The sequence below is a fragment of the Clostridium sp. 10cd* genome, assembly GCF_044336395.1.
GTDB classification, from domain to species: Bacteria; Bacillota_I; Bacilli_A; order Erysipelotrichales; family Erysipelotrichaceae; genus Clostridium_AQ; species Clostridium_AQ innocuum.
In genome coordinates this window covers 2,051,619-2,070,802 of record NZ_CP172347.1, presented here as the reverse complement: position 1 = coordinate 2,070,802, position 19,184 = coordinate 2,051,619, and the positions used below count along the sequence as shown (strand labels likewise).

The following is a 19,184-nucleotide window of genomic DNA, read 5'->3' as shown; positions in this document are numbered from 1 at the left end:
TTTCCTTTCCTAATCACCTAATAAAAACTGCGAGAAGCAACCTTCTATACCAGTCTGTCGAATAAATTCTGCAATCTCTTGCGAGATTCTCTTGGCATATTCAACGCCTCTTCTATCGGTACCGATACAATCTGGTTGTCCTTAATGCTGACACACTGGCCTCCTACACCCTGCATCAGCAGGTCCACCGCTTTTTCTCCCATACGGGATGCCAATACTCGATCTGTCGGTGTCGGTGATCCTCCACGCTGAACGTGGCCAAGCACCGTGGCTCTACCTGAAAATCCAGTATTTAAACTTACCTTTTTGGCAAATTGGTGAACATCTGTAATTTTTTCTGAAATGACTACAATTGCATGACGTTTTTTCTTGATTAAATCAAAATCACGCAGTCTCTCCAGCACTTCACCTTCCTCGAAGCCTGTAGAGGATGTAATGACAATTTCAGCACCGCATGCAATTCCTGACCAGATCGCCAGGTCCCCGCAGCGGTTTCCCATAACTTCCACAATCGAACAGCGATGGTGTGAGCTTGATGTATCTCTCAGCTTATCGACTGCCTCTACGATTGTCGTCAGAGCTGTATCAAACCCTATCGTAAAGTCTGTACATGTGATGTCGTTATCAATGGTACCCGGCAATCCGATACAGTTGATTCCCATCTCCGTCAGTGCCAGTGCACCACGGTAAGAACCATCACCACCAATGACTACGATAGCCTCAATTCCACGTTTTTTTAACTGCTGAACTGCTTTATTACGCACTTCAATATCCTTAAATTCGGGAAGTCGGGCAGACCCTAGAATCGTTCCGCCGCGGTCGATGATTTCACCGACGCTGGCTTTTGTCAAAGGCTCAATATAGCCTTCCACCATTCCTTTGTATCCATCGTAAATACCAAAGACTTCGATTCCACTGTTGAGTGCAACCCTTGTGACGGCGCGAATTGCAGCATTCATTCCAGGTGCATCTCCACCGGAAGTAAGAACACCAATACGTTTTACCATAAAAATTCCTCCATTCACGGTTACTATGATACCATTATATTACAATTTTTACTAGCATTATTTTCGTCTTGTTTCGCCTTTTATAAATATTTCACAAGACAAGGCACGGATGCGTTCCAGCAGCCGCTCGGCCGCTACCGGCTCACTGCTTTTACTTGCTGCCGCACACAGGCGCTGCTTCAGCTCCTCCATGGAATAATTGCTCGTAAATATTGTCAGGCGCCGTTTTTCCATACGGGCATCCATCAACGGAAGCAGAATGTCATCCCGGCTCCAGGCCGTAACACTCTCACCGCCGATATCATCAAACACGACAACCTCTGCGTTGCGGATACTGCGAAGCCTTGCCTCCATGGCATCCGGCTCGTGAAACAAAAGCTTCAAATCGGAAATCAGCTTGGGGACATTGACGAACGCCACACGTTTTTCCTGCTTGGCATAATAATTGCACATGCCGGCCGCCAGCCAGCTTTTCCCGGCTCCGGGCTTTCCCCATAAGTATAGACCCTTTTGCGGATGTTCATTCATTAACAGGTCAATAACCTTCGCAACTGCTGTCTTATATTCAACAGCCTCATGTTGCAGGCTCAGGCACGTAACATCCACCAGCAGGTAATCCTCCAGCATATCCATCTGCTTATAGAAGCAGCGATGTGCATACTGCTTCTGCTGTTCCTTATAGTATGTACAATGCGATATCTGATTCATCAGCATTCCATCCAGATACAGATCGACGCGTGTCCCCTTTTCCGGCTGTCGGCAGAAATCTAATCCGTGACAGCCTTCACACTTATCCATCACAGCTGTCCAGTCTGCAAATTTCCCACTGTGCTTCCACACAAAGTCCTCGTCGCAGCCATTGCGTTTCAGCCAGGCAAGCACATGGTCGTTTTTCATCAGCCGCGCAACAAGCGCCTCTTTCTTTTTTTTCTGTTCCTCGCTCAGTGTAAATGCAAATGATAATTTCTCCATTTACTCACCTCTCAGTTTCTTCATCTTCTGCAGCAGCTCATCTTCATCAAAATCTTCCACATCCACCTTGATTTCCTCCTGATTGTGATACCAGGACGGCAGCTCTTTTTTCTGAACCGGCTTGCGGCGACTTCCCTTTTCTTCCGTCTCGCTTTGAATATGCGCCAGCGCTTTTTCACTCGTATCGATTTCCAGACGCACCCAGGTGCTTGCCACCTTTTCAACGTATGCCTTCGGAAACTGCTGATTTTTCATTTTCAGCACGTACTCAATCAATACGTTGACAACCTCCGGCTTCATTTTGAAATCGGAAATCAGCGCTTCAATCAGATACTTGTCGCTGCGGCTGACCTCCACGCCATGCTGCAGGTTCTGCAGAAAGCGAACCGGTGGAAAACGATAGGGATCTTTGTTTTCCTCGGCATGAAATTCCGACTTACAGCTGCGCACCTTTTTTTTCAGCTGTTCCACGTTAAGCGTATTGGTTTTCAAATCCATGCTCTGGGAAACCAGCTTGCGCATGGTAATCTCATCGATGCCGTGAATCGTCGCTAGCTCCCCGATGATCCGCAGATTCTTCTCATTGCGGGCAGAGGAGGGAAATACCATCTGCGGCAGACCGGTTAAAAACCGATCATAATTGAAGCTTAAAGGGATATCGTTGTGATGCAGAAGATCCTGCTGCGGCTTCAGCTTGCGGAAATCCTCCTCCTGCACATCCTGCCAGTCCTCCTTCAGAATATTCACAAAGGGAATGGTGATTTCCTGATACGCCGACTTATCCTCACAGGGCTTGGCGAAGCTCAGCTTGTTGAACTCATATACATCCTTCCCCATTTCCTTCAGGTACAGACGTCCGAACACCTCATGTCTGAGAAATTCATTGCCGTCCTTGGGCATGAACACCTGATACAGATAGCTGTTTTTCGCAGCATCATAAAAGGTTTTCACCAACAGATACTGCTCCAGCACATGCCGGCTTTTCTCCATGGCTTCCATGCTCAGCCTACTGATAGTCTGAATCAGAATATGATTGCGAATCTTCTGATTTCTCGTACCGATGCTGACCAGCGTATGATACAGTGCCGCTGCATCGCTGCCGATCAGGGGAACATACAGCATGGTAAAGGAAGCATAGCGCTCCGCTGTCATTTCGCCCTGTACCTCAATACGGCATTTATCCTCTTTTCTGTTCACACGCTCACCTCAACTGCCTCTTCATGTTCAGTATATCACAAATCTGTCTTTTCAGACTTGCCGAATCGCTGTTATTGTAAAAAACGACATCTGCACGCTTTATTTTTTCCTGCTGCGGCAGCTGATGCCGTAAGCGGCGCAGCGCTTCCTCTTTGGAAATATGGCGATACAGCTTCAGACGGGATAACAGCAGCTCCTCATCACAGGCCACTACCCAGACCTCATCAAAGGCATCCTCCCAGTGTACCTCAAAGAGCAGCGGCACCTCCACAACGACAATAGCCTCCTTTGCATGTAATGCAAGCTCTTCAAAAATACGTTTCTTTATCAGTGGATGCAAAATCCCCTCTGCCTGTCTTTTTTTCTCAGGATCACAAAAGATCAGATCACTCATCCGCTGGGGCATGATATTGCCCTCGTCATTCAGAATATCGGTTCCAAACATCTGAATCAGCGCTGTATAGCCTTCCTCCTGCTTTTGCAGCAGCTGTGCATTCACGGCATCACAATCCAGCACGGTAATGCCCTCCTCCTGCAATATCCGAATCACACTCGATTTTCCGGCTCCCATAACTCCGGTCAGTCCAATTGTTCTCATCTTCTGCGCTGGCATGTCGGACAGAAACAGGTTCCCCGTGTTGCGACGACAATCTTTTTGATCGTCGTCCCGCAAACCGGACATGCCTCTCCTTTCTTTGCATGTACCTTCAGCTTCAGCTGAAAGCGGCCATCCACACCAAGCTGGGAGGTATATGAGCGAATCGTCGTTCCTCCGGCACGTATTGCACCGTTTAGAATTCGACGGATATGATAGATCAGCTCCTCAAAGTCCTTTTTCCGCAAATGATTGATCATCGTTTCCGGATGCATATGCATGGCAAAGCAGATTTCGTCCGCATAAATATTACCAATACCGGCGATATAGCGCTGATCCAGCAGCACAGCCTTCAGCGCGGTCTTTTTCTTATGCAGCGTGTGGTACATCCACTCTGCCGTAATACGTTCATCAAAGGCATCATATCCGATATTTTTAAAGCACGGATAGGAGGAAACATCCGCACGCTTCTCATACAGATACATCTTGCCGAATTTCCTTGTATCGTGATAGCGCAGCTGCCGTCCGTCACTTAGCTGCAGAATCACATGAACATGCTTATCATAAGGCTCCTGCGGCTGCTGCACATAGAACTTCCCCTCCATCCGCATATGGCAGATCCATTCCATATCCCCCAGGTCAAAACGCATATACTTTCCATGGCGGTAATATCCCTGTATCGTCTTTCCAACGATATCCCTGCAGAAGGTGGCTGCATCCGGATAGCCTATAATATTATTCCAGAACACCTCACAGCCGGTAATCATCACACGATCCAGCTGATGCTCCAATGTTCTGACAACTGTTTCTACCTCTGGAAGCTCCGGCATATCATCACCTACTTTGCATCATACCAGGTCCTGCCGATATTCGCCTCGGCAATCAGCGGTACACGCAGCTTCATCGCATGCTGCATGCCCTCCTCGACAATGGATCTCATCTGTTCCAGTTCCTCTTCCCAGACATCAAAAATCAATTCATCGTGAATCTGCAGAATCATACGGGATTTCACCTGTTCCTCCTGCATTTTCTTATATATATGAATCATGGCAAGCTTGATCAAATCGGCAGCACTTCCCTGAATCGGTGCATTCATAGCCGCACGCTTTCCGAATTCCCGCATCATATAATTCTTATCGCTGATTTCCTTGATATAGCGGCGGCGGTTGAACAGCGTTTTCACATAGCCATGCTCCTCGCAAAATGCTATCGTCGTATCCATAAAGCTTTTAATATTCGGATAGGATGCAAAATATTTATCAATAAAGGCATGTGCCTCCTTGCGGGTAATGCCCAGCTGCTCACTCAATCCGAAATCGCTCTGTCCGTAAACAATGCCGAAGTTTACCGTTTTCGCACTCCTGCGCATATTGGCATCCACGGCATCGTGTTCCACATCGAATATCTGCATCGCCGTTTTTGTATGAATATCAATGCCATGGTTAAAGGCATCGATCATCACCTCTTCATTCGCCATATGTGCCAGCATACGCAGCTCAATCTGGGAATAATCCGCAGACAGCAGCACATGTCCCTCACTGGCGACAAACGCCTTGCGAATCTCCTTTCCCTCCTCATCCCGCACGGAAATATTCTGCAGGTTTGGTTCCGAGGAGGACAAGCGGCCGGTCTGTGTCTGAATCTGATTGAAAATCGTATGAATCTTACCATCCTTTAAAACGTGTTTGCTTAAGCCAACCGCATAGGTGGAATAGATTTTCTGATACTTGCGATGCTCCAGCAGAAGCGGAATCATCGGATGCTGAGATGCCAGCTTTTCCAGTACATCCGCTGCAGTGCTGCGCTTCTTTCCTGCCTTTAAGCCAAGCTCATCATACAGAATACCGGCGAGCTGCTTCGGAGAATTGATATTGAATTCCATACCGGCAATCTCGTATATCTTTGCACTCAGGGCATCGATTTTATCACTGGTCGCCTTTGCGATTTCATCCAGAGTGGAAAGGCTGGTAACAACCCCTTCCTTTTCCATCGCGTACAGCACATGCGTCAGCGGCATTTCAATGGTAGTAAACAGCTCCTTCATTTCCATTTCCCGTAACGCTGTATCCAGTTTGGCAACCAGATCCTGTAAATAATCGGCCTGCGCCATGGCATAGCGGGCAGCCTCGTCACTGTCCACCAGCTTTCCCTTGCCCTTTTTACCGAATACATCATCCTTTAACAGACTGCGGTCAAACTGATACTTCTCCGCCAGCTTATCGTAATCCGACAGCGTTCCATCCACCAGGAATGCCGCAATCATGACATCGAATGTAACATCCGCAAAGGGAATGTTGTTTTTATGCAGGGCGTGATAGAAGTTTTTCGCATCATATACCGCCTTGCCGTTTTCTTCTTTCAGCCATTCCAGAAATGCTGTATCCTGCAAGGCGTCTGACAGCTCTATGTACTCGGTGCGATCCTGCAGACTGATGGCAAAGCCATACAGCTGTGCATCATAATAGCTTTCATTATCCACATTGGCATACACCAGTGCCCCATCCTGTAAAAGATCAGGCGAAATCTGCTTCACAATCGTGCGGCTGCCTTCCTTTTTCACCTCTCTGGTATCCATGGTTTCCTTTACAAAGCTCTTCATTTCATATTTCACAAAGAAATCGTGCAGCTCTTCCCCCGGCTCCTTCAGCATCATATCCGCAAAGGGGAGCGGAATTTCGGCATCCACCTTGATCGTCGCTAGATACTTGGATAAAAATGCCTTTTCCTTATCCGTTTCCAGCTTTTCCTTCAGCTTGCCCTTGATTTCATCGATATGTGCATACACATTATCCACGGTTTCATATTCACTTAAAAGCTTGAGTGCCGTCTTTTCACCGATGCCCTTCACGCCCGGTATGTTATCCGCGGTATCTCCCATCAGTGCCTTCAGATCAATAATCTGTGAGGGTACGATTCCCATGCTTTCCTTCAGCTTTGCCTCATCCATGACTTCCATTTCCGTGATACCCTTTTTCATCAGATAGACATCCGTTGTCGGATCAATCAGCTGTAGCAGGTCACGGTCACTGGATAAGATATGTATTTCCACATCCGGATATTTCTTTGCCATACTTCCGATGATATCATCCGCCTCAATACCCTCGCATTCATAGCGCTTCATGCCATAGGCATCCAGAAATTCACGGGCAATCGGAAACTGTACGATCAGCTCCTGATCCAGTTCTTTTCTGGTTCCCTTATATTCGGTATACGTCTCATGCCGAAAGGTCGACTTGCCTGCATCCCATGCGACCAGCACCGCATCCGGCTCCACCATGGACAGCGCCTTGTTGATCATCGTAATAAAGCCATATACTGCATTGGTCGGCACACCATTGCTCGTTTTCATCATTCTTCCATATACTGTCGCGTAGTATGCACGAAACAGCATGGAATTTCCATCAATCAGTAAAAGTTTTTTCATTGGGGGTTCCTCCATACGTTCTTATTTTACCACAGTTTTCGCTTCTTAGAAGAAGGATGCCTGATAAATTATCCAACTCAAAAGAAAAAGGTCCGGTTATGACCTTTAGGATGCTATCGATTCCAGTGCTTTCAGGTTATCGTACATAATTGTCAGATAATCCTTGCTGGCCTTTTTATCTTCACTTGAAATGCTGGAGAGATTGTTCAAATTCACAGGTATCAGTGCCAGCTCATCAATCAGCTGCTGCTGCAGCTTCTCCATATCCTCACTCAGATTCTGTTCGATTGCTATATATCGCACATGATCGCTTTTAATACGCTTTTTCATAGCTGCCAGCTGATCGCTTGTCGGAAGTGCTCCGTATTTGGACAAGGTTATCGGATATACCTTAATGCCATAGGATTTCTGCCAGTTTCCAAAGGATGGCGTCATGGAAACAAAGCTGATGTTCATCTTACCGTCCGGGATAGCCTGAAAGTCTGCCTCCAGCCGGGCCAGATCCAATTCCAGAGCATCGTAGTTCTCATCGAAAATGTCCTTATACTGCGGATACTTCTGTACCAGATAGTCACGAATATCACTCGCCATGCTGGTCATCGCTACCGGATCCATCCAAAGCATGGGGTCTGCATCATAGGTATCCAGATTGGCAAATTCCTCTCCTTCGTAATACGGGCCTTCCGTTCCTGCCGTAATGCCGTCAATCGTTGTTGAGGTATAGCGTTCAAATTTATAAATTGCACTCTTGGTCGCAAGATCCACCATATCCACTCCGGTATCCCGGATATCGTCCACATACAAATCCATATACGGCTCCAAACCACCGATATAAAACAGGGCATCGCTGTCCTTCAATATATCCTGAAAGCTGGATTTGATCTGCGCACGCTGAATCATCGTATTTTCTGTTATATTGCTCACGGTTACATCATCCCCGCCGATTCTTTCCACCAGATACTGTACAGGATATACGGTTGTGGCAATGCTTGGATTTTTCTCTTCACAGCCGCTGACAAGAAACAGCGCCAGAACAGATACAAGAAATAGTTTTATCTTCATAGATCCTGCCTCCCTTGCGTTCCATTATACCATTACATGCCCCTGTGGTACAATAGTCTTTACAGCACCTGCCATAAGGGTACCGCATACCCTTTGAGTATATCACATTTCTTTACGGACGCCTACTGTTTTTCTCGCTGCCGAAGCGCTGCCTGAGCCAGTCTTTCTCATCAATCCAGCCTCTGCCGTACTTTATGATATTCCTTCGACCGCGGTATAAATCGAAGGATTCATTCAGGATCGGATCATAAGCTACCGGATGCAGCCTGCGATAATGAAAAAACTGCAGCTGTGTCAGGGGAAGCGAGCGCCAGGACAGGAAAATCTGCAGAATCAGAAAGATCAGTACGATGACAGCACTCACTCCCTGCAGCAAATGAAAGTAAAAAACAGCTGTGATGGAAATAAGGGAGCAAATAAGGGTTGCATATTCCGCTGTACGAAAGCGTAAAAAGCAGTGAAAAAAAGTCTGCATAAGCCGTCCTCCGTCCAGCGGATAGATCGGCAGCAGATTAAACAGCAGAATGGAAGCATTGATCGTATGCAGATAGGATGCAAAGGACGGTGACAGGATCCCCTTTGCCACACAGAATTGAAACAGGGATGGAAACAGAACATGCATCAGCGGACCTGCGGAAATAATGAGAATTTCCTTCACCAAAGAGCCGTGACCGATATGCGTTATGGTTGCCGCCAGTCCGAAGGGGTATATATTGATTCGTTCAATCGGGTAATGAAAGAGAATGGCACATAACATATGTGCCATCTCATGAATGGTAAGCATGATAAAGATCCATCCGATCAGACGGGCTACAGGCAGATACGGCAGCATCAGCAGATACGGCAGCCAAAGCAGAGATATCCGTATCCGCAGCTTATGAAAATGCATCGCTCACCTTGATTTTCTCATTATCCTTCAATGCGTTGATGGTTACATAGCTGTCAGCCGTCCCCAGAACAGCCTCCTTGAGAATGCGGTCATCCTGCTTTACCTTGACCTCATTGAGATTTCCATAGGTTACCACTGCACCATTGTCCTGCTTTACGGTGACGCTGCTTTTTTTATCCGCCTGCTTCTGCACATGAAGCACGACACCGGCATATCCGCTGCGTGCCTGATTGGTACCGTTGGAATAATGATCGTCCTTCAGCAGTGTATACACCGGTGATGTGGAAACCGGTTCCTCCTTCAGTGAAAACCAGTTTTCAAAGGGCAGCCAGCTTCCCAGATCCTCCAGATGGAACTGCTGTATCACGGCAGGCATTTTTACCAGATTCAGCTTCTGATTGAGCAGCAGAGCCAGTACGACAACACAGATGCACATCATGAGCATGACCGCATGATAGATCATACGAAACAGGATGAACGGACGCTGCTTCTGTTCCTGCGCCCCTGCTCCGTCAAATCTTCGGCCTCTGATTCGTTTTCTAACTCTTCTTAAATCGTCCATATCATCCCTCCTGCTAACACTATATGCGCACGCTGCTGGAAATAGAAGTGCCGCAGCCGCTTTCCAGTCTGTGCTTTTGCACGTGCTGTATAGCGAAATGGAACTGGTATGAGGAATGCTGAGATTATTCAGGCAGAAAATCAGGAACACAGAGGCATAAACCGCAAATGTCGTTGGCCGCACCTTCCCGAATCTATCTTTCCCACAAGATAAAAAAGCCTGCCAGTGCAACTGACAGGTCTATGGTTATATGTATATTGCGTACCCTTATTTCTGTAATGCCGGCAGGCACTTCACCGCTTACTTTTTATACGTCCGGCTCCACAGCATTATCGTACAGCCTGCGGTCCGTTTTCTGCTCATAAACCTCGATAGCGGTTTTAATGGCGATCGCTGCAGGTACACTCACCATGATCCCAACAGCTCCCATGATGACACCCCCTGCGAACACAGCGAATAAGGTAATCAGCGGCCCCATGGCACTGCGCTTTTCATGAACCAGAGGCGAGATGACATAGGCATCCACATTGGATAAGATCATGATACCGATAATCAAAGCCACGATGTTACTCGGCGGCAGTGTCAGTGCTGTGATAATACCGATGCTGTTGGCAATCGTACCACCCAGGTAGGGAATGATGACACCAAACGATGTCAGCAGGCCGATAATCAGCCAGTCCTGATGTCCGATCATAAAATAAAAGGCAGAGTATTCAATAAATTTAATCAACATCAGAATAATCAGGGATTTCAGATATACAGTGACATTCTGATCGATTTCATGCAGATATATATCACTGTTTTTGAAAAACAGGTGAACAAATTTCCGCAGACCGCGCTTGATGCGCTCAAAGTCAAACAGCATATAGATTGCAATGATGATAGAGAACAGAACGTTCGTAACGACATTCAAAACCGTATTCATCAGTCCCGGCAGACTGGATACCAGCTGCGGAACCCAGTCATCATAGGATTGCAGGATATTGACAATATTATTGGTGATGCTGTTTACCAGTGAGAAATCCTTCATATTTCCGAGAGTCTTGATCTTATTGGAAATCCAGACAACACCGTCAATCATGCTGGTCATAAATTCATTGATTTTATCATACAGTACCGGCATCAGCATAACAAGCATCACGATTAGAAACACCAGTACGCACACCCATATGGCAATGATGGAAAAATTCTTCGGTATCCCCTTCTTTTCCAGAAATTCCACAAGAGGATGCATCACATATGCAAGGACAAAGCCGATGATAAACGGCTGCAGAATGGATCGCAGCATCCGGTACCAGCTTCCCCATACAACCTGTGTCTTAATCAGCAGGAACAGAATCAGTAACACGCAGATCACCTTGCACAGGGTATAAATAGAAAACCTCTGATCTATTTTTTTCAGAAATCTTTTTAACATAACACCACCATACTTTCACTTTTCTATTCTACCATGCCGAAGGAAAAAAAACCAGCGAAGCAAGCTTGAACAAATTCTGACGGGATATTGCCTGCCGTGCATTGTGACATATGATGATGTTTCTGCCGAAACTGCTTTGCCATCCAGCGATGCGTATACCGGATATCCTCAGCTTCAGAATTCCTTGCAGAATGCATAAGGCTTCTGACTCACCTTGCAATGCAAGTCAGAAGCCTCTATAAGCCTCAGCAGACAACCGTTCATCCAAACAGCTTCTGCAAAAATTTCCTTTCACGATATTTCGGCAGCGGACAGCGCTGTCCCAGCATACGGCGGACAATGCTGTCAAAGCAGCTGTAGGTCTGCGTTTCCCGCTGCAATACGATCGGCTTGCCATGATTGTTGGAGCGCATCATATTCTCATCATCGAATACGTAGCCGAGAAAATCGATGGACAGCCACTGCTTCGCCTCCTCCAGCGAAACGCTGATACCCCGATCCATATGATGTACGTTCATGCGGTTGACGATAAAGGAAATATGCTCCATTCCCTCCTTCATCAGAATACCGATGATACGGTCTGCATCCTGCAATGCCGTCACATCAAGTGTCGTTACGACAATTGCTCTGCTCACACAGGCAATCGAATGTATAAAGCCGCTTTCGATTCCTGCCGGTGTATCCAGCAGTATGTAATCAAACTGGTTTTTCAGCTCCTCTACGACGATTTTTAAATCCTCACCGTGGAAATACTGTATATGTATCGTTTTGCATGCCGGAAGCAGGTACAGATTATCCTGACGCTTATCACGAATCATCGCATTTGCCAGGGTACAGCGCCCCTCCATCACATCCTTTAAATCATAGATTACACGGTTTTCCAACCCCAGCATAACATCCAGGTTTTTCAAGCCCAAATCCACATCGATCAGACAAACCCTGTAGCCCTTCTGCGCCAGGACCATGCCCATATTGATACAGACGCTGCTTTTTCCAACGCCGCCTTTTCCGGAAGTAATTGCTATTGCCTCTCCCACATTCTCTCCTCCTTATATTCCTTCATTTCCAAATGTCTGTTCTCATAATAGACTTTGCAGGGCGCAAAGGATGTCATATTTTGGAAATGAGTATCACATATCCGCACATTTCCATCGATATGCGAAGCCGCCAGCACGCAATCCTCATGCAGTAAATCCACACTGCCCTGCACACTGCCCAGTACATACAGCGATTCACTGCTTGTCACGAAGGCCTGCTTACGGATATTGCCCAGCAAAAGCAGCGGCTCATGAAAGCGGTAGTGCTCTCCACCCCGCAGCTCCTGTTCCAGAATGCGCCTTGACTTTTCCTGCGGCAGCTCATTGATGCCGGCAATCAGGGTGTGACAATCTGCACAAAGCTGAAACAGCTCCTGCAGATGCTGCGGCTTCAAGCCTTCGATATGAAAAAAAGCCTCAAAATACTGTCCGTTCTTATTCTGACAGAATTTGAGTCTTTCCTTCAGCTGCTGGAAAAACGCAGATGCATCATCATACTGCGCATAAATGTGATAGGTATCGTTTATTCCTTTGATTTTAATCAACCATTCGACCTTCTCCCCTTTTCGTATACGGAGTGCTTTCATTTCCAGATAGTCGTCCTTGATACGAATGAGGAATACAATAACCATGACAAGAATCGCATTAGCGAGCAAGGTCATTAGCTCATAACGCTCCGCCCACAGCATCAGCGACATACTGGTAATTCTTTGAAAGTTCATATAGCAGTATATCAGAAGATCCTTGACGAAAATTGTCACAATACAGAGAACCAGCGATTCAATCAGCGTCTCCGTCATATGCTTGCTCCACAGCTGCAGCAGACACGCTATGACGGTATAAATAATCGCATAGAGCAGAAACGTGTTCGCAAAACAGAAATCGTAAATCATACCGCAGCCAAAAGCGAACAGGCAGGAATCCAGAAAACTGAATTTACGAATTGTCAGCACCATGGCACAGAAGCCAAGATTCGGTATGAACAGCAGATCGTTAATCAGATAGCTGTTGGGAAAAATCACGGTAAGTATTTCATCGATCAGAAAGCAGATGATGACAAAGACGATATGCGCCATGCCTACTCATCTCCCTTTTCAACGATGACACTAACAATTGAGAACGTCTGAAAATCATCAATTGGCCGAACATAGATGGTCTGTCCGGTCTGATTGGAGAGCGCCTGCACACTGTCCACGGTGCCGATCAGCAGTCCGCTTGGATAGCCGCCGCCCTTGCCGCTTGTGACGACCTGCATTCCCTTTTTGATTTCACTGCTGTCATCAAACAGCAAAACGATATAGCAGCCGCGCTTGACATCATAGCTCTGCAAAACACCCAGAGAGCTTTTCTTTTCATCCAGCAGAATCTTAATGGATGCTGAATTCAGCTTATCTTCACTGGTCAGCAGCTTGACAACGCTGGTATGAGCGGAAACACTCTTGATCTTTCCAACCATGCCATTCGTACTTTCTACTGCCATACCGGCCTTAATGCCTTCCTTGCTGCCCTTATCAATGGTAATCTCATTGTTCCAGGTAGCCTGATCACGCAGAATAACCTTCGCCCATGTCCGTTTATATGTATCATCACTCGTTTTGATGCCCAATGCTTCCTCAAGCTCTGCATTTTTTTGTTTCTCATTGACATACTTTGCCTTGTAGGAAGGATTTTTGCTCAGCTCATAGCGCAGCCGGTCATTTTCCTCATTCACGCTCCATAGGTTTGCAAAATCACTGAACAGATTTTTTACGGTTTCTGTCGGATAATCAATCAGTGCATATTTCAGCATCGTGACTACATCATAGCCGATATTGCTTGTTACAGAGCCGCTCATACTCCTTAAAAGGATACCTATCATCACAAAGAACGCGATAACGCCTAAGATTATTTTTTGAAAACGATTCAATTTTGACATGCTCTCACCTATTTCTTCATGTTTCCCATATATTATATAGGGGAAAGAAAAATAGTTCAATGACAATCTGGTTTTTGTCAAAATCTTAAGAAAACTTTAGGAAAGTCCCGGCTGCAGCAGTCCCTTCTGTGCGAAGCTGAAATATGTATTGCGGCTGACAATAATATGATCCATCAGTGGAATCGCCGTCATGACGCCGCACTCCTCAATACTTCTGGTCAAAGAGATATCCGCCGAGGATGGCTGCGGATCACCGGACGGATGGTTGTGGACACATAGGATTTTCGCACAGCCAAGCTGCATCGCTTCCCGAAAGATTTCCCTGGGATGCACACTCGCATTGGTCAGGGTGCCGACAAACATCACGCGGCTGCTGATCAGCTGATTTTTCTGATTGAGGAACAATACGAGAAAATGCTCCTGCTGTTCAAAGCCGATCTGCTGATTGACCCATTCCAGAATATCCTGCGGATGATGGATGCCCGGTGCATGCAGCACCTCATCAAAGGCGATTCTGCGTCCCAGCTCAAATGCCGCCAGAAGAGAAATGGCTTTCGCCTCCTTGATTCCCGACAGTCCCATCAGCTCCTGCATATTCGCCTTTCCCAAATCCCCCATGGAGCTCCAGTGCCTCAGCACCTCATCTGCCAGCTCCAGTGCGGACATGGAACGCGTGCCGCTGCGTAATACCAGAGCCAGCAGCTCCCGATTGGAAAGCGCCGCTATTCCGTGCTGCAGCGCCTTTTCTCTTGGACGCTCCTCCTTGTTTAATTCCTTTACTTTCATTTTCCAATCCTTTCCAGTGCCTTGTCATATGCCTGCTCATCAATTAGTTTGACCACATCGGAATTCTCTACGGTAACATCTTTCGGAATGTAGCTGTATTTCAACGCTTTCAGCTTCTGCTGAACCTGCTGACTTTCCTTTTCATCACTGCTTACACCGCAGACGACAGCCGTCAGCTTATCCTGCTTCATCGTATAGCTTTTCAGACCTTCCTTTTCCAGCTTTTCCTGCATATCCTGCACACTCTGTGCCTTTTCATATAATCCCACCTGATTCATATACAGCGTTCGCTTATCATCATTCGCTTTTCCCAGCGTAAAGGAAAACAGCACATAATACATCAGACAGAATACCACGGAAAACAGAATACCGAACAGCATAATCAGCCGTTTATTTTCCACATGCATCACCTCACCCTAACCATATGCATCCCGCATTTGACACATACCTCATTCGACAGGAAAGGATAAAACACCTCCTTACACTATATCTATACGATTTAAAATCGGGAAACTCCTAAAAAATCCGCTAATTCATGTAAATCTTTCTATTATTTCCAATCACAGATATCAAAAAAGCAGAAAGCTGTGGTACAATTACGCATATGGAGGTACCGATATGAAAAAATGGATTGCACTGCTTGCACTGATGTGTCTTTGTACTGTATCCGGCTGTACAAAAAAAGAAACACCACGGTCCCCTGCGGAAACGACGGCAGCCTTTTTAAACGGCATTCAAAATCAGGACAGTGATGCGGTAAAAGCTTCCAGTGACTGGAAGGATTTCAATATAAAAGCATTTTCAGTCGATGACAGTGATTATATGGATTCTGTTGACAAAAAGCTGCAGAAGCAGACATATGAGAAAATGATGTATTTTGAGCATAAGGAAGGCAAGGAAACCATCCAGGACAATCAGGCAACTGTCACAGTGAAAATCAAGCAGTACGATTTCTCAAAAACTCTGAAATCCGGTATGGAGCAGGCAGAGAAGAAGGTACAGGAGCTTAGCAAAAAGGATGTCAGCGATGCGGAAACCGAAGCAGCCATCGCAACTGTTCTCTTTAAAAGTCTGCAGAAAACAGATGTCATGAAAACTACGGATGTTCAGATACAGCTGAAGAAATCAGAGGATGTCTGGATGGTGAGCAGTGATAATGCGCAGCTGGAAAAGCTGTTGAGTGCAAATCTCAATCTGCTGCAGGAGCAGTAACGGACAGAAGCCCTGAAAAGCTTCTGTTTTTTATTTGAAGCAGACCTCTTCCGGGTTGCCAAAGCCATTCGCACAAACGATAAGCGCTAATATGCAGATTAACAAATATGAAGGAATCTGCATACCGCTGTATAGATTCTCTATCAGTATGTAGATTTCGAATGCATACATAGTACAAAATGGAGGTAGTATTAAGCAGCAGAGCAGGAATCACAATACCGTATACTTAAGAACATCACTTCTCCCTGTTTGAACAGTCATCACGCATCGCTCAGGGATACGATAGAGGATACTCCTTTATGTATGAGATTACTGCCAGACGGTATTTTTTTCCTTATCAAAGCTATACTTATAATAAAACGGGCGAACAGCAGCTTTGAATAAACAAAAAAATAGGAAATTATACAATTTATTGTTGACATTTCTTTGAAAATAAGTAAAATAATAGAGGTAACCTTGGAGAGTTGGCCGAGCGGTTTAAGGCACCATCTTGGAAAGGTGGCGTAGTGAAAGCTACCGTGAGTTCGAATCTCATGCTCTCCGCCATTGATAATATACGTCCCATACGGGACGTTTTTTTTATGCTCACGCTGACTGAAAATCAGGGTAAAAGATACTTATGCAAAACACAGGCATGCTGTTATCAGAAAACAAGATAATCATATCGAATTTATGTTCCGCACAGCATACAAAAAAATGAATAACCGACACAGTAACTATAAACAAGGTATCAGGCAAAAGCACTGCTACGCTTTTTCGATAATTAAGAAGTGTCATGTAACACTCCTTTCCGAAAAAAAAGCGATTACTATCTGATGACGAATCGCTGATAACCTAATATAATTTCTTAATTTTGTATACTACATCCTTATATTGTATGACGAAACGAAATCATAGGAATGAATGTTAGGTGATGATGACTCATTAACAACGTTCCAGAGAATAGTAGCAGCCTTCCATTTGTCGTGAATCGAGCATTTCTTTGATCCTGGCAAAATCTTTTGAAAATTTATTCCATTCACAAACTGAATGATCCTATTTTGCATCATCTGAATTGTTATAATAATTTTTTAAATTATATCACTTTCCAATACCCGTAAACGATTTTCAAACTTAGACCTGATCTTCTATTTCCTGTGTGCCCTGGCGCTGTGAGTTCGGTTTATGGTTTCCTTGATCTATATACAAAATGAATTTCAGCTTGATAATCGACATCAGGAACTCTTTCTTGAATGTGAATTGCATGCTTGAAAAGAGGAAAGCAAACGGATCCCCTGCATAAGCAGTATCATACTTTTCTAAATTGTTCACCTGAATCAAATGCATAGCAGCCCTATTAAACAGCAGCATGAGCTGCCGGTATCAAAAAGATCAGTAACACATTTCCTCCGGTCTTTCCGCATAGCTGCAGGGGACGATACGTATATGCTTTGCCATGCATATTTCACGAAATGCCTCACTCAGTCTTCCGCTGCTTCCCCGCACACTGAGCACATCCCTTGCATCATCCTCCACATACATATGCTGCAGGGCAAGCAGCATCGCCAGCTTGTTATAGGTATGCTGCAGGGAATATCCCGGCTTCATCTGCATATGATGAATATTATCAAAGCCGCTCACTCCGTCAAACAAACGGGAGGTGATCAATGCATACATCATTTCATAATAGCGCCGGTATAAAAATGCCGCATTGTATTTATCCCAGAGCATCTCCTTTGACTGCGGGTCCCAGGAATATGCAATATTGTCAATAAAGCGAATACATCCCACAAAGCAATCATAGGAATAGGCCGCCTTCATCTGAGATAAAAGTATTTCATGCTGTGTAAAATAATCGGCACAGATACCAAATTTCACAGGGATTGGAAACGATTCCCTGCGCATCGCATCTATGAACGCATGATAGTCCATAATGGAACAGATATTCTGCGCCTGATACCATTCCTGCTGGCAGGGATATGTCGCCCTAACCTCTTTATATAAGGAAGCGCACTCAAGAAACATACTGGAAGGCTCCAGAATCACCAGCTGTGACAGCTTTGTTTTCTGCGCCTGCTCCACAAAAGCATCCAGCACATCCTTGTGATAATTCCCCTTTAATGTAATATGTCCATCCATACATTCCCTCCTGGTTTTTATGAAAAAACTCAGTCCGCCTGAGTTCTAATAACGAATTTTCTTAATTCTTCCAAAGCCGATGGTTCCCGGTCCGGTATGTGACATGATGACAGACTTGAAAATCCGCTGTTCAACCGGTTGTCCGCACGCCTCCTCCAATGCTGCCTTCAGTTCATCACTGACCTTTCGATTATAGGCATCAATGATCATCCAGTCATATTCCTTTGGATCGATATCCTTTAAAACAACCTCGATTCCCTCCTTGTAAGCTTTTTTCAGGGTTCGCACCTTGTCAACCAGATCAATCGCCCCATGCTCCACCTTCAGCAATGGCTGTATCTTCAATAATCCTGCCAGCGCTGCGGCAGCAGGCGAAATGCGTCCGCCGTTTTTTAATGCGGTCAGAGTTTCCGGAATCAGAATAGCAAACAGCTCACCCTCCTGCTCAATCTTTTCCTTTGCCTGTACACACGTATATCCTTTTTCAAACATATCGCGAGCGGTTAACAGCATATGAACAACCGGATAACACACGAAATCAGAATTCAAAACAAACACGCGATTTTGATACGGTGATTGTTCCGCTATCCCCATCGCAACACGGCAGGTGCCGGATAAAGCCTTTGTCAGCGGTATGTAAAATACTTCATCGTAGCTTTCCAGCAGTTCATCCCACATACGTGTCATCGTACCGATGATCGGCTGTGCCGTTTTAACACTCTTATTCTGACCAAGTGCCTCGATAATATCCTGATCGGAAATTGTTTCTTCCTCGATAAATTCTTTTCCATTTATGGTAATGGGCATCCGTAAAACATGTATCCCAAGCTTTTCAGCCTCTTCTTTGGTAATATCTGCGCTGGAATCACACATCAACGCTATTTTTTTCATGGAATCACTCCTTAAAAGGCATTATAACATTTCTACAAAAAAATTCAATAAAAGTATTTACAAAACATAATGAATAGGCTATAATATAACTCGCCTGATA

The 19,184-nt window shown here is 45.5% G+C and carries 18 protein-coding genes and 1 tRNA gene; 2 read left to right on the top strand and 17 right to left on the bottom strand.

Going from position 1 to position 19,184, the window contains the following annotated elements; all coding sequences use genetic code 11:
* Positions 1-44 precede the first annotated feature (44 nt).
* The 15 genes from pfkA to ACG3M1_RS10095 form a co-directional block, all read right to left on the bottom strand.
* The gene (gene pfkA / locus ACG3M1_RS10165) at positions 45-1,007 is read right to left on the bottom strand and encodes a 6-phosphofructokinase (RefSeq protein ID WP_002608651.1); all 963 of its coding nucleotides are present in this window, start codon (positions 1,005-1,007) and stop codon (positions 45-47) included.
* 57 nt (positions 1,008-1,064) lie between these two features.
* Positions 1,065-1,979, bottom strand: coding sequence for an AFG1/ZapE family ATPase (gene zapE, locus ACG3M1_RS10160; RefSeq protein WP_002608650.1), 915 nt, complete (start codon positions 1,977-1,979; stop codon positions 1,065-1,067).
* Positions 1,980-3,176 (bottom strand): DnaD domain protein, encoded by a 1,197-nt coding sequence (locus tag ACG3M1_RS10155; protein ID WP_008819408.1) that lies wholly within the window; start codon positions 3,174-3,176, stop codon positions 1,980-1,982.
* Between the two features lie 4 nt (positions 3,177-3,180).
* Positions 3,181-3,774 (bottom strand): dephospho-CoA kinase, encoded by a 594-nt coding sequence (gene coaE / locus ACG3M1_RS10150; protein WP_008819409.1) that lies wholly within the window; start codon positions 3,772-3,774, stop codon positions 3,181-3,183.
* Positions 3,771-4,601: a DNA-formamidopyrimidine glycosylase gene (gene mutM, locus ACG3M1_RS10145; protein ID WP_002608647.1), complete on the bottom strand. Its 831-nt coding sequence runs from the start codon at positions 4,599-4,601 to the stop codon at positions 3,771-3,773. The genes coaE and mutM overlap by 4 nt, the downstream gene beginning before the upstream one ends.
* Positions 4,602-4,609: 8 nt before the next feature.
* Positions 4,610-7,195, bottom strand: a complete 2,586-nt coding sequence (gene polA / locus ACG3M1_RS10140) for a DNA polymerase I (protein WP_008819410.1) — start codon at positions 7,193-7,195, stop codon at positions 4,610-4,612.
* Between the two features lie 105 nt (positions 7,196-7,300).
* Positions 7,301-8,257 (bottom strand): metal ABC transporter substrate-binding protein, encoded by a 957-nt coding sequence (locus ACG3M1_RS10135; RefSeq protein ID WP_008819411.1) that lies wholly within the window; start codon positions 8,255-8,257, stop codon positions 7,301-7,303.
* Between the two features lie 112 nt (positions 8,258-8,369).
* Complete coding sequence (locus ACG3M1_RS10130; protein ID WP_008819412.1) at positions 8,370-9,146, bottom strand: site-2 protease family protein; 777 nt, start codon at positions 9,144-9,146, stop codon at positions 8,370-8,372.
* Positions 9,133-9,708 (bottom strand): peptidoglycan DD-metalloendopeptidase family protein, encoded by a 576-nt coding sequence (locus ACG3M1_RS10125; protein ID WP_002608643.1) that lies wholly within the window; start codon positions 9,706-9,708, stop codon positions 9,133-9,135. Before ACG3M1_RS10125 ends, ACG3M1_RS10130 begins: the two co-directional genes overlap by 14 nt.
* Before the next feature lie 307 nt (positions 9,709-10,015).
* A complete protein-coding gene (locus ACG3M1_RS10120) occupies positions 10,016-11,125 on the bottom strand; it encodes an AI-2E family transporter (protein ID WP_002608642.1) in 1,110 nt (369 codons plus the stop codon).
* 260 nt (positions 11,126-11,385) lie between these two features.
* The gene (gene minD, locus ACG3M1_RS10115) at positions 11,386-12,162 is read right to left on the bottom strand and encodes a septum site-determining protein MinD (protein WP_002608641.1); all 777 of its coding nucleotides are present in this window, start codon (positions 12,160-12,162) and stop codon (positions 11,386-11,388) included.
* Complete coding sequence (locus ACG3M1_RS10110; RefSeq protein WP_395815377.1) at positions 12,147-13,238, bottom strand: hypothetical protein; 1,092 nt, start codon at positions 13,236-13,238, stop codon at positions 12,147-12,149. Before ACG3M1_RS10110 ends, minD begins: the two co-directional genes overlap by 16 nt.
* A gap of 2 nt (positions 13,239-13,240) precedes the next feature.
* Positions 13,241-14,077 (bottom strand): rod shape-determining protein MreC, encoded by an 837-nt coding sequence (gene mreC, locus ACG3M1_RS10105; RefSeq protein WP_008819413.1) that lies wholly within the window; start codon positions 14,075-14,077, stop codon positions 13,241-13,243.
* 96 nt (positions 14,078-14,173) lie between these two features.
* Positions 14,174-14,863 (bottom strand): RadC family protein, encoded by a 690-nt coding sequence (gene radC, locus ACG3M1_RS10100; protein WP_002608637.1) that lies wholly within the window; start codon positions 14,861-14,863, stop codon positions 14,174-14,176.
* On the bottom strand, positions 14,860-15,270 hold the full coding sequence (locus ACG3M1_RS10095; protein WP_002608636.1) for an SPOR domain-containing protein: 411 nt from the start codon (positions 15,268-15,270) through the stop codon (positions 14,860-14,862). The genes radC and ACG3M1_RS10095 overlap by 4 nt, the downstream gene beginning before the upstream one ends.
* A gap of 211 nt (positions 15,271-15,481) precedes the next feature.
* Between ACG3M1_RS10095 and ACG3M1_RS10090 the strand changes: the two genes are divergently transcribed.
* Both ACG3M1_RS10090 and ACG3M1_RS10085 read left to right on the top strand, forming a co-directional pair.
* Positions 15,482-16,075 carry a hypothetical protein gene (locus ACG3M1_RS10090; protein ID WP_008819414.1) on the top strand — a complete coding sequence of 198 codons (594 nt, stop codon included), beginning with the start codon at positions 15,482-15,484 and terminating at the stop codon, positions 16,073-16,075.
* Between the two features lie 458 nt (positions 16,076-16,533).
* Positions 16,534-16,621 (top strand) — tRNA-Ser (locus ACG3M1_RS10085).
* An 825-nt stretch (positions 16,622-17,446) separates the two neighbouring features.
* On the opposite strand, the gene ACG3M1_RS10080 is transcribed toward ACG3M1_RS10085, so the two are convergent.
* Together ACG3M1_RS10080 and ACG3M1_RS10075 are read right to left on the bottom strand one after the other, a co-directional pair.
* On the bottom strand, positions 17,447-18,193 hold the full coding sequence (locus tag ACG3M1_RS10080) for a hypothetical protein (RefSeq protein WP_008819417.1): 747 nt from the start codon (positions 18,191-18,193) through the stop codon (positions 17,447-17,449).
* 45 nt (positions 18,194-18,238) lie between these two features.
* Positions 18,239-19,084 (bottom strand): DegV family protein, encoded by an 846-nt coding sequence (locus tag ACG3M1_RS10075; RefSeq protein ID WP_008819418.1) that lies wholly within the window; start codon positions 19,082-19,084, stop codon positions 18,239-18,241.
* Positions 19,085-19,184: the final 100 nt, after the last annotated feature.